We start from the raw sequence: 12141 nt of genomic DNA, 5'->3' as shown, positions 1-12141 counted from the left end.
AATTTGAAGGAATTAAATATTAACATTATAAAACAAAATATTATGGCTTTCGAATTACCGAAATTAAAATATGCTTACGACGCTTTAGAACCTAATATCGATGCTCGTACAATGGAAATACATCATTCAAAACATCATAACGGATATACTTCTAAATTAAATGCTGCTATTGAAGGTACAGATTTAGAAGGAAAATCTATTGAAGATATTTTGACAAACCTAGACATGAATAACAAAGGTGTTAGAAATAATGGCGGAGGATTTTATAACCATTCTTTATTCTGGGAGGTAATGAATCCTGAGGATAGAGGTTATCTTTCTGGAGAATTAAAAGATGCTATTGAGGCAGAGTTTGGTTCTAAAGATGCTTTTATTGAAGCCTTTAGTAAAGCTGCTGCAACACAGTTTGGTTCTGGTTGGGCTTGGTTATGCGTTCATAAAGGTGGTAAAGTTGAGGTTTGTTCTACACCAAACCAAGATAACCCTTTAATGCCAGGAGTAACTTGTGGAGGAACACCAATTTTAGGATTAGATGTTTGGGAACACGCGTATTATTTAAATTATCAAAATAGACGACCAGATTATATTAATGCATTTTTTAATGTTATTAATTGGAATGAAGTAGAAAGACGTTATGCTGAAGCTAAATAAACATTAGTATACATAATAAAAAGCAAACTATTATAGTTTGCTTTTTTATGCAGTAATACGAAATTTTTAAAATGAAAAAAGGTGAACGAGTGTTCACCTTTTTTGCCCCAAATCTACCATAAACTTAACCTACTTATGTTATGGTGAAACAAATATATAAGGACTTGCCTCTAATATTTTAATTTTTTAGACAAACGACGAATATATTGGCTTAAACGGGAAATAAGTTGTTCATGAAGAATTTAGCACTCGAAATAAAAACTATTTTGATATTAATGCATGTTGAAGTGAAAATAAAAAAGCTAGGAAAAGGCCTATTTGTAAGAAAAAACAATAAAAAAAGGTGAACAGAAGTTCACCTTTTTTTGCCCCAAATCTACCATGAACTTAACCTACTTATGTTATGGTGAGTCTAATGTATGTGTATTTTGTTTAAGGTTTTATAAATATTAGACGAAATGCATTTTTATTAGACAAACAACTCTTTTTTTCGGATAAAGTGCCAATAATGAGCAGTTTATCTAATACGCTCTTTCTTTGTTTCCTTCATAAAAATTGATAAAAGCTTTGTTCACTACACGGTTACCACCAGCTGTTGGGTAATTGCCAGTAAAGTACCAATCGCCTAAATTTTTTGGACAGGCTTTGTGTAAATTTTCTATAGGTTGAAAAATAGTTTTTACGGTTGCTTTTACAGAATCGTCAGATATTAAGTCTGCAATTTTATCTGAAATTTCTTCAGCAGTAAATTCAGAATATAAATCCTTCACATAATTTCTAACATCTTTATCAAGCATGTTTATCTGAGCTTTACACTTTTTATAAACAGCTTCTACTAAATGATATTTATTATTTTCTTTTAGTAAATCTAACATTGCTCTAAATGCTATTAGACTTTCAAGGTTAGCCATATCTATACCATAACAATCTGGATACCTAATTTGTGGTGCCGACGAAACTACAATTATCTGTTTAGGATTTAAGCGATCCATCATTTTAATAATACTCATTTTTAATGTTGTTCCCCTTACAATGCTATCATCTATAATTACCAAGTTGTCGGTTGGTTTTATAACACCATATGTAACATCATAAACATGAGCAACTAAATCATCACGACTGCTATCTTCAGTAATAAACGTTCTGAGTTTTACATCTTTAATAGCAATTTTTTCTATACGAGGTCTTTCTGATAAAATATCTATTACTGTTTCGGCAGATAAGCCGCCTTTACCATCTAAAATAGCTTGTGTTTTCTTTTCGTTAAGATGTTCTTCAACGGTTTCTATCATACCAAAAAAGGAGGTTTCAGCAGTATTAGGAATATAAGAAAACACACTGTTTTTTGTGTCGTTATCAATAGCCTTTAAAACTTTTGGCATCAATAATTTACCTAGATTTTTTCGTTCTTGGTAGATTTCAGAATCGCTTCCACGAGAAAAATAAATACGTTCAAAAGAACATGCTTTGCGCTCTAAAGGTTCAAGTATTTTAGTTATAGAAACTTCGCCTGATTTTTTAGTGATAATAGCATGACCTGGATCTAATTCTTTTACATCTTCAAAAGCAACATTAAAGACAGTTTGAATTACTGGTCGTTCTGATGCAACTACTACAATTTCATCATCTTGATAATAATACGCTGGCCTAATACCAGCTGGATCACGTAAAACAAACGAATCGCCATGACCTAAAAGGCCAGCCATAGCATAACCTCCATCCCAATTTTTAGCGGCTTTCTTTAATATTTTAGCTACATTTAATCGTTCTGCAATAAGTGGTGAGCATTCACTTTTGCTATAGCCTTCTTTTTTAAGTTTTTTATAAAGCTTTGCAACAGCATCATCTAAAAAGTGGCCAATTTTTTCCATAATGGTAATTGTGTCAGCTTTTTCTTTTGGGTGTTGCCCTAGTTTTACAAGACCATCAAATAATTGATTAACATTAGTCATGTTAAAATTACCTGCCACAATTAAGTTACGATGCATCCAGTTGTTTTGTCTTAAAAATGGATGTACACTCTCTACACTATTTTTTCCGAAAGTTCCATAACGGACATGACCTAAAAGCAATTCGCCTATATAAGGGATATTCTGTTTTTGGAGTGCTACATTGTCGTTGTATTCTGGGTGTGACGTTAACTCTTGATTAATTCGTTCATTAATTTGAGCAAAAATATCTTGTATGGGTTGTTGAGCAATTGAACGTACACGACTTATGTAGCGATCGCCAGGTTTGGTGTCTAACTTTATGCTTGCAAAACCAGCACCATCTTGCCCACGGTTGTGCTGTTTTTCCATCATTAGGTACATTTTGTTTACACCGTAAAATGCACTTCCGTATTTTTCTTTATAATACTCTAATGGTTTTTTAAGTCTTATGAGTGCGATTCCGCATTCATGTTTTAAAGCATCGCTCATTATTTAGTTGTCTTGTTGTGTGTTATAATAAAATAAAAAACGCGCTCAATTTTGAGCGCGTTAGTTTATGATAATTCAATTTCAAATTGAGTTAGTTGTTTAAATTGCAATAAGCGTCTGTGAACTTCATCATCTTCTAAATTTTGCATGCGCTCAGTTCCAAATTTTTCTACGCAAAAGGATGCTAAAGTAGAACCATATATTATGGCTTTCTTCATGTTTTCAAAAGAAAAATCTCCTGTTTTTGCTAAATAACCAGTAAAACCTCCTGCAAATGTATCTCCAGCTCCTGTTGGGTCAAACACTTCTTCTAATGGTAGTGCTGGAGCATAAAACACATTGTCATCATGAAATAATAAAGCGCCATGCTCCCCTTTTTTAATGACAACATATTTTGGTCCCATGTCGTGAATCTTTCTTGCAGCAACTACTAACGAATATTCTCCTGTTAATTGTCTAGCCTCTTCATCATTAATAGTAATAACGTCTACATTTTTAATAACGCTGTGTAAATCTTCTAAAGCACTATCCATCCAGAAATTCATAGTATCTAAAACCACTAATTTAGGTTTAGTAATCATTTGATCTAAAACACTTTGTTGTACAGCAGGATGTAAATTACCTAGCATAACAACTTCTGCATCTTTATAGTTTTCTGGCACTACAGGATTAAAATCTGCAAGCGTATTTAACTCTGTAACCAAAGTGTCTCGAGAGTTCATATCATTATGATATTTCCCACTCCAAAAAAATGTTTTACCTTCTTTTACGATTTCGATACCTGAAGTATCTATGTTTCTATTTGATAATAAATCTAAATATTCTTGAGGAAAATCTCCACCAACAATTGATACTGCTGTTGCGTCTACATTAAATTGTGAAGCTGCTAAACCAATAAAAGTTGCCGCACCACCAAGAATTTTATCAGTTTTCCCAAACGGTGTCTCAATAGCATCAAAAGCTACAGTTCCTACAATGACTAATTTGCTCATAAAGCGTTTTAAAAATTTGGTGCAAATATAAGGTTTTTAAGCACAAAAAAACGAATTTATTTTCTTCCAAAATCTGCAGGAATTTCTCCCCAAGCTTTCGTTTCCCATTTTACTATGGTTGTAGTATAACTGTTTGTTTTAAGCCATATAATAGCTCTGTCAATCAAATCAAAAATAGTTTTATTTTTTTTAGTTCGCTCAAGTTTAGTATTACATTTTTTATTTTTCACCCAACTCATTGCTGTTCGAGAGTCTGAATAGATTATAAAATTGCTATTGTGCTTTTTTAAAAAAGCCAAGCCATGTACTAAAGCTAAAAACTCACCAATATTATTTGTGCCTTCATCAAAAGGGCCTTGAATAAATAATTGTTTTTTAGTTTTAGTGTCAACACCACGGTATTCCATTTTACCAGGGTTGCCAGATGATGCAGCGTCTACTGAAATTGAGTTGTAATTTGGCTGACCAATCTTTTTTAGTTGTGCATCAGACAACTCGCTTTTAAATTTTGAAGTTTTACCTATATAGTCTTTATAATTGCCTTTTAATGCTTTTTTTGCCGCATCAAAGGTTGAAAATGATTTGTATTGTGCGCCTTGGAAATCTTTTATTTGTGCTTTGCAATCATCCCAAGATTCAAAAACACCAGTATGATGACCTTTCCAAACAGTATAATATTTTTTCTTTTTTTTTGACATCCTTTAGTTTCCGCGAAAGCGGAAATCTTTTGAAATTAACTTCTACATTAATATTGAGACGCTTCGACTTACTTCGACAAGCTCAGTAACCCATGCTCAGCGTGACATTTTCAACTCTTATTTTAAAAGCTTTTCCACCACCTTAGGAAAATATTCCATCTCCAACTCATGAATCTTCACAGCAACATCTTGTACAGTATCAGTATCTTTTACATCGCATTTTGCTTGAAAAATAATAGCACCTTCATCATAATGTTCATTTACATAATGAATAGTGATTCCAGTTTCTTTTTCTTTATTGTTAACAACTGCTTCATGAACAAATTTCCCATACATGCCTTTTCCACCATATTTTGGTAATAATGCAGGATGGATATTTATAACTTTATTAGGAAATTCATTTAAAATACTCTCAGGAAATTTCCATAAAAACCCAGCAAGAACAATTAAATCTGGGTTTGCTGATTTTAAAATATTTAAAACATCTTTAGTTTCAGTAAAGGCTATTTTGTTGAAACACAATGTGCTAACATTTAATTTTTTAGCACGGTCTAAAACTTTGGCACGAGGATTGTTAGTGAGTACTTGAATAACAGAAGCATTATCTCTGTTGTGAAAAAACCTAATTAAATTTTCAGCATTAGTACCACTTCCGGACGCAAAAATTACAATACGTTTCATTTACAGATTATAATGTTAAGATTGTTCGAACAAAAAAAAGAATAATTATTAACAATTAGAAGGTAAAATAGAAATACTTCAAGGTAATTTTAGTAAATTACAATCACATTTTTAAACTAAAGGTGTGTTTTAAAAATAAAGTTTTTTATTTTTGCCAACTAATTAAAACTTAAAATTAAAAGATTATGTCAGACATTGCATCAAGAGTAAAAGCGATTATCGTAGACAAATTGGGTGTTGATGAAAACGAGGTTGTAACTGAAGCTAGCTTCACAAACGATTTAGGAGCAGATTCATTAGACACTGTTGAATTAATAATGGAATTTGAAAAAGAATTTGATATTCAAATACCAGACGATCAAGCTGAAAATATTGCAACAGTTGGTCAAGCTATATCATATATAGAAGAAGCAAAATAAGCAAACTTTTTATGGAACTTAAGCGAGTTGTAGTTACAGGTCTTGGCGCTTTAACACCTATAGGTAATACCAAAGATGAATATTGGGATGCTTTAGTTAGTGGTAAAAGTGGAGCTGCGCCTATAACTTATTTTGATACTGAAAAGTTCAAAACTAAGTTCGCGTGCGAAGTAAAGAATTTTAATGTAACCGATTTTATAGATAGGAAACTAGCAAAAAGGATGGATCGTTTTTCGCAATATGCGATGGTAGCTTCAGATGAAGCTATAGTAGATTCAAAATTAGATGTAGATAGTTTAAATAAATATAGAGTTGGTGTAATTTGGGGAGCAGGAATTGGAGGTCTTGAAACATTTCAACAAGAAGTTTTAAACTTTGCAGAAGGAGATGGTACACCAAGATTTAATCCGTTTTTTATCCCTAAAATGATTGCAGATATTGCACCAGGAAACATCTCCATTAAATATGGATTTATGGGGCCAAACTACACAACAGTTTCTGCCTGTGCTTCCTCAGCAAATTCAATGATTGATGCTCTAAACAATATACGTTTAGGTCATTGTGATGTTGTAATTACAGGAGGTAGTGAAGCAGCAGTTACTATTGCAGGTATGGGAGGTTTTAATGCAATGCACGCGATGTCTACTAGAAATGATAGTCCAGAAACAGCGTCAAGACCTTTTGATGCAAACCGAGATGGTTTTGTATTAGGAGAAGGTGCTGGAGCAATTATCATGGAAGAGTATGAGCATGCAAAAGCAAGAGGAGCAAAAATATATGCCGAGGTTATTGGAGGAGGATTATCTTCTGATGCTTATCATATGACAGCGCCTCACCCAGATGGTATTGGTGTTATAGCAGTTATGAAAAACTGTTTAGAAAATGCAGGCATCAAACCTGAAGACGTTGATCATATCAACACCCATGGTACATCAACACCTCTAGGAGATGTTGCTGAGCTTAAAGCGATTACTGAAGTGTTTGGAAGTCATGCAAAAAATATAAACATTAACTCTACTAAGTCCATGACTGGACATTTGTTAGGAGCAGCTGGAGCTGTTGAGTCTATTGCATCTATTTTAGCAATGGAACACGGTATTGTGCCTCCAACAATTAATCACACAACAGTTGATGAAAATATTGATTCTGAATTAAACTTAACATTAAATAAAGCACAAAAAAGAGACGTTAAAATTGCGATGAGTAATACCTTTGGTTTTGGAGGTCATAACGCTTGTGTATTATTCAAAAAAATAGACTAAAATCTGAATGAATTTCATTCGCAACATATTAAATTCCCGTTTTCAAGAAGACGGGAATTTTTTTTTGCTACTTACTGAAATTCTAGGATATAAACCAAAAAAGAAACGCCTTTACCTAAAAGCATTTACACATCGCTCAATGAATTTAAAAGATGAAAAGGGTAATGCTGTAAATTACGAACGGTTAGAGTTTGTTGGAGATGCAATGCTTAGTGCGGTAATTGCTTCTTATTTATTTGAAAAAGTGCCTCATGGAGATGAAGGGTATCTTACCAAAATGAGATCAAAAGTAGTAAGTAGAGAACATCTAAACGAATTAGGAAAAGAACTGAATTTAATAGATTTAGTAGAAAGTAAAATACCAAAATCTAATTTTGGTAATAATATACACGGAAACCTATTTGAAGCTCTAGTAGGTGCTATTTTTCTTGATAAAGGCTATAAATATTGCGAACGTTTTATTTATAAAAGGGTAATTAATCCACATGTAGATATAGAGACTCTTGAAGGTAGAGTAATAAGTTATAAAAGCTTGTTAATTGAATGGTGTCAGAAAGAAAAAAAGACTTTTGATTACAACGTTTATGAAGATACAGGTAATGATGAGCTCAAACATTTTTCTGTTAAGCTATCAATAAACAATAAAGTTGTTGCTAAAGCCAGAGCGACATCAAAGAAAAAAGCAGAAGAAAAAGCTTCAAAACGTGCTTTTTTTGCTTTTCAAAATAAAATATCTCGATAAAATGTATTTTTTATAACGACTGCTTCACTATAACGTTTTCGTTAACATTCTCAACTAAGATTAACTAAAACTTCATATTATAATAGGTTTAATGTACTATATTTACATTTCATAGTTGTTAGATTATGGCTTTACATAAATTACTTGTTGACGATTTTTATGACGCTTCTTATTCTCTTTTGGCTATTCATTGTAGGCTAGAAGATTATAGGTTAGCTTATTTACTTAATAAGCATTTAGGCTTAAATTTAAAACGAAAAGCTCAAGATTTAGACTATAAATATTTTGCTTCCTCCTATGCGATATACGAATGGGAAAATGAAACCCAGTATACAACATGGAACTTAGTTGCAAATATTTGTAAAAAAGAAGAAGACGCTTTGCAAAGCACAGGCTCGTTATTTAGTCAACAAAACAAAGTTTTAAAAACATATAATTTATTACCTGAGTTTAAAAATGTAGATTATTTGGTTAAAGTTTCTAATGAAACACTCTTGTTTAATGAGAAACATACACTAAATAAAATACAAAAAATACCTCAAGTAATTACAGCCTATAGTATTGATGTTACTAAAATAAAATCTAAGGACAATTTAATTTTTAATTAATGTTAAGACATAAAAAAACTAAAATAGTAGCTACGTTAGGTCCAGCAACAAGTACAAAAGATGTATTAAAAGGCATGCTTGATGAAGGTGTAAACGTATTTAGAATTAATTTCTCTCACGCCGATTATAAAGATGTAGAAGAGCGTATAAAAATGATTAGAGAACTTAACGAAGAGTTTGGGTATAATGTTGCTATTTTGGGTGACTTACAAGGACCAAAGCTTAGAGTTGGGATGATGAAAGGAGAAGTTGTAGTTAACGAAGGAGATGAAATTATTTTTGCTACTGGAGAACGTTTTGAAGGCACAAAGAAACGTGTTTATATGACCTATGATAGTTTTCCTCAGGATGCAAAACCGGGAGAAAGGATTTTGCTTGATGACGGGAAGTTAATTTTTGAAGTTGTTTCTACCGATAAAAAAACTGAGGTAAAGGCAAAAGTTATTCAAGGTGGACCATTAAAATCTAAAAAAGGAGTTAATCTTCCTAACACAAACATATCTCAACCTGCGTTAACCGAAAAAGATATTAATGATGCCATTTTTGCTATTGAACAAAAAGTAGATTGGATTGCATTATCATTTGTAAGACATGCTGAGGATTTAATACAATTAGAAGAATTAATTAGTAAACATAGTGACCATAAAATCCCAATTATTGCAAAAATTGAAAAACCAGAAGCAGTCGAAAACATTGATAAAATTGTAGCTTATTGTGATGGTTTGATGGTAGCAAGAGGAGATTTAGGAGTTGAAATTCCAGCTGAAGAAGTTCCTTTAATTCAGAAACAATTAGTATTAAGAGCTAAGCGTGCTAGAATTCCTGTAATTATTGCTACACAAATGATGGAAACAATGATTACTAGTTTAACACCAACACGAGCTGAAGTTAATGATGTAGCAAATTCTGTTATGGATGGAGCTGATGCTGTAATGTTATCTGGAGAAACATCAGTTGGTAGTTACCCAGTACAGGTTATTAGGCAAATGGCAAATATTATAAAAAGCGTTGAGGGTTCAGAGTTAATCAAAGTACCACAATCACCACCACATATTCGTACCAAACGTTATATTACAAAATCGATATGTTATCATGCAGCACATATGGCAAATGAAATTGATGCTAAAGCCATTTCTACATTAACCAATAGTGGTTATACGGCATTTCAAATTTCGGCATGGAGGCCATCATCGCATATATTAGTGTTTACATCTAATAAGCGTATTTTAACTCAATTAAGTTTGCTTTGGGGTGTTGAGTCTTTTTTCTATGATAAGTTTGTTAGCACTGATGAAACTATTGAAGATGTAAATGCAATTGCATGTAAAAAAGGATATTTAGAAGAAGGTGACATGCTTATTAGTTTAGCAGCGATGCCAATACAAGACAAGGGAATGGTTAATACATTAAGAGTTACTGAAATTACTAGCTGTAGTTTTTAAAACTCAAACTTTAATTGAACGCTAACCGACTTTTGTTTAGCCTTTATCTGATTGGTTTTCTTTGATGATTCTGTATTTAAATTAGATATAGAAATACCTAAAAGGCGAACAGAATTATTAAGTTTTTCTTGGTACAATAAATCTTTTGCAGTTTCTAATAGTATCGCTTTATCATTTATATAATATGGCAAAGTCTTACTTCGAGTTTGTAGTGTAAAATCACTATACTTAATTTTGAGAGTTACGGTTTTACCAGCCACATTACTTTTGTTTAGCCTGCGAGACACTTCATCTGATATATGATTGAGCTTTTCAAGCATAAAAATTTCAGACGATAAATTTTCACTAAACGTACGTTCTGCTGCTAGTGATTTTCGTGTTCGATTTGGTTTCACTTCACTGTTATGAAAACCTCTAACCACATGGTAGTAATAACGACCAGATTTACCGAAATGTTGATCTAGATATTCTATAGATTTAGATTTTAAATCTTTGCCAGTAAAAATACCTTTCTGATACATTTTTTCAGCAGTAACTTTACCAACACCATAAAATTTTCTGATATCTAACTCTTCTAAAAAGGTGATAACTTCTTCTGGATTTACTGTTTTTTGTCCATTTGGCTTATTATAATCACTTGCAACTTTAGCAATAAACTTATTAATTGAGATTCCTGCAGAAGCTGTTAATCCAATAGCATTATATATTTGTTCTCTAATGTTTTTTGCAATAAGTGTAGCACTAGGATTTCCTTTTTTGTTTTCAGTAACATCAAGATATGCTTCATCAAGAGATAAAGGCTCAACTAAATCTGTATATTCATAAAAAATTTTTCTAACCTGTTTAGAAATTTCGTTATAGCGTTCAAAACGAGGTCTAACAAAAATAAGACCTGGGCATAATTTTATTGCTAAGGTTCCAGACATAGCACTTTTTACGCCAAACTTTCGAGCTTCATAGCTCGCGGCACTTACAACGCCCCGTTTACCACCACCACCAACTGCAAGAGGTTTCCCTCTTAATTCAGGATTATCTAACTGCTCAACAGACGCATAAAAAGCATCCATATCAACATGAATAATTTTACGTATTGGTAAATTGTTTGGCATAGCGTAAATTTAGACATTAAATCCTTTAGGGATTAATTAGAAAGTATACTTTAACAGAAAGTAAATATGGTAGAAATAGAACGCAAATTTTTAGTAACCTCAAAAGTGTTTAAAGAAGAGGCTTTTCAGCAAACAAAAATTGTTCAAGGGTTTTTAAATACGCATAAAGAACGTACGGTTAGGGTTAGAGTTAAAGGAGAGAAAGGCTTTTTAACCGTTAAAGGCAAATCTACTAATGATGGACTATCACGTTTTGAATGGGAAAAAGAAATCACAAAACCTGATGCAGAAGCGCTTTTAAAACTTTGTGAAGAAGGTATTATTGATAAAATGAGATATGAAGTTAATGTTGAAAAACATGTGTTTGAAGTTGATGAGTTTTTTGGAGATAACAAAGGGTTGATTATTGCAGAAGTAGAACTAAATAAGGAGAATGAAGAATTTGTTAAACCAAAATGGTTAGGGGAAGAAGTTACAGGACAAATAGATTATTATAATTCACATCTGAGTAAATATCCTTTTAAGGAATGGAAAGAATAATTAACATTAAAAATCATTTAATCATGAAAAAACTAACATTAGTTGCTGCTTTACTTTTAGTACTAGTTGCTTGTAAAAACCAAAATCATTCTCACGAAAGTGAACATAAAGAAGAACATCATAAAAACTATGATGATGTTAAAAAATCTGCTGCATTGTTAAAGAAAGAACTTACTGAAAAAGGTTTCAAGGTTTTTGATTATGTTGACGAAAAAACTCAAGACACAATACTTATGCAACAATATTATATTGCTTTTTTAAAACGAGGAGAAAATCGTTCTCAAAATGAAGAGGAAACTAAAGCACTTCAGAAAGCACATTTAACGCATTTAGGCAAAATGTATGAGTTAGGTTATGCCGATATTTCTGGCCCTTTTGGAGATGATGGTGATATTAGAGGTATTACTATTTATAATACACCAACTCAACAAATGGCAGATAGTTTGGCTAATGCTGACCCAATGGTTAAGGCAGGACGATTACAAATTGAAATTCATCCATGGTGGGCTGCAAAAGGATTTCATTTGAGGTAGAGCAAACAAAAAGCCACTCAAATCGAGTGGCTTTTTGTTTGTCT

The 12141-nt window shown here is 32.3% G+C and carries 13 protein-coding genes; 8 read left to right on the top strand and 5 right to left on the bottom strand.

The window, feature by feature from the left end; all coding sequences use genetic code 11:
* Nucleotides 1-42: 42 nt before the first annotated feature.
* A complete protein-coding gene (locus tag BXY80_RS04065; protein WP_120199922.1) occupies nucleotides 43-651 on the top strand; it encodes a superoxide dismutase in 609 nt (202 codons plus the stop codon).
* Nucleotides 652-1172: 521 nt separating this feature from the next.
* On the opposite strand, the gene BXY80_RS04060 is transcribed toward BXY80_RS04065, so the two are convergent.
* The 4 genes from BXY80_RS04060 to purN all read right to left on the bottom strand — a co-directional run bounded on the left by BXY80_RS04060 (nucleotide 1173) and on the right by purN (nucleotide 5442).
* Nucleotides 1173-3071, bottom strand: coding sequence for an amidophosphoribosyltransferase (locus tag BXY80_RS04060; protein ID WP_120199921.1), 1899 nt, complete (start codon nucleotides 3069-3071; stop codon nucleotides 1173-1175).
* A gap of 65 nt (nucleotides 3072-3136) precedes the next feature.
* Nucleotides 3137-4063: a PfkB family carbohydrate kinase gene (locus tag BXY80_RS04055; RefSeq protein ID WP_120199920.1), complete on the bottom strand. Its 927-nt coding sequence runs from the start codon at nucleotides 4061-4063 to the stop codon at nucleotides 3137-3139.
* Between the two features lie 56 nt (nucleotides 4064-4119).
* Nucleotides 4120-4761, bottom strand: a complete 642-nt coding sequence (locus BXY80_RS04050) for a ribonuclease H1 domain-containing protein (RefSeq protein WP_120199919.1) — start codon at nucleotides 4759-4761, stop codon at nucleotides 4120-4122.
* Nucleotides 4762-4878: 117 nt separating this feature from the next.
* A complete protein-coding gene (purN, locus tag BXY80_RS04045; protein ID WP_120199918.1) occupies nucleotides 4879-5442 on the bottom strand; it encodes a phosphoribosylglycinamide formyltransferase in 564 nt (187 codons plus the stop codon).
* A 185-nt stretch (nucleotides 5443-5627) separates the two neighbouring features.
* Here purN and BXY80_RS04040 point away from each other — a divergent pair, with 185 nt between their 5' ends.
* From BXY80_RS04040 to pyk, 5 genes are all read left to right on the top strand, one after another.
* Nucleotides 5628-5861: an acyl carrier protein gene (locus BXY80_RS04040; RefSeq protein ID WP_008269813.1), complete on the top strand. Its 234-nt coding sequence runs from the start codon at nucleotides 5628-5630 to the stop codon at nucleotides 5859-5861.
* 11 nt (nucleotides 5862-5872) lie between these two features.
* The gene (gene fabF / locus BXY80_RS04035; RefSeq protein ID WP_120199917.1) at nucleotides 5873-7123 is read left to right on the top strand and encodes a beta-ketoacyl-ACP synthase II; all 1251 of its coding nucleotides are present in this window, start codon (nucleotides 5873-5875) and stop codon (nucleotides 7121-7123) included.
* Nucleotides 7124-7130: 7 nt separating this feature from the next.
* On the top strand, nucleotides 7131-7865 hold the full coding sequence (gene rnc / locus BXY80_RS04030) for a ribonuclease III (protein WP_120199916.1): 735 nt from the start codon (nucleotides 7131-7133) through the stop codon (nucleotides 7863-7865).
* A 125-nt stretch (nucleotides 7866-7990) separates the two neighbouring features.
* Nucleotides 7991-8473, top strand: a complete 483-nt coding sequence (locus BXY80_RS04025; protein WP_120199915.1) for an IPExxxVDY family protein — start codon at nucleotides 7991-7993, stop codon at nucleotides 8471-8473.
* Nucleotides 8473-9915, top strand: coding sequence for a pyruvate kinase (pyk, locus tag BXY80_RS04020; protein ID WP_120199914.1), 1443 nt, complete (start codon nucleotides 8473-8475; stop codon nucleotides 9913-9915). Before BXY80_RS04025 ends, pyk begins: the two co-directional genes overlap by 1 nt.
* On the opposite strand, the gene dinB is transcribed toward pyk, so the two are convergent.
* Nucleotides 9912-11024, bottom strand: coding sequence for a DNA polymerase IV (gene dinB / locus BXY80_RS04015; RefSeq protein ID WP_120199913.1), 1113 nt, complete (start codon nucleotides 11022-11024; stop codon nucleotides 9912-9914). The two genes, pyk and dinB, sit on opposite strands and share 4 nt — an antisense overlap.
* A 66-nt stretch (nucleotides 11025-11090) precedes the next feature.
* On the opposite strand from dinB, the gene BXY80_RS04010 reads away from it, so the two are divergent.
* Nucleotides 11091-11564, top strand: a complete 474-nt coding sequence (locus BXY80_RS04010) for a CYTH domain-containing protein (RefSeq protein ID WP_120199912.1) — start codon at nucleotides 11091-11093, stop codon at nucleotides 11562-11564.
* A 23-nt stretch (nucleotides 11565-11587) separates the two neighbouring features.
* Nucleotides 11588-12097: a YciI family protein gene (locus BXY80_RS04005; protein ID WP_120200349.1), complete on the top strand. Its 510-nt coding sequence runs from the start codon at nucleotides 11588-11590 to the stop codon at nucleotides 12095-12097.
* Nucleotides 12098-12141: the final 44 nt, after the last annotated feature.

It is taken from the genome of Ichthyenterobacterium magnum (genome assembly GCF_003610635.1).
Lineage (GTDB): Bacteria > Bacteroidota > Bacteroidia > Flavobacteriales > Flavobacteriaceae > Ichthyenterobacterium > Ichthyenterobacterium magnum.
Note: the sequence above shows the minus strand (reverse complement) of the source record. Positions and strands in the feature narration are given on the sequence as shown.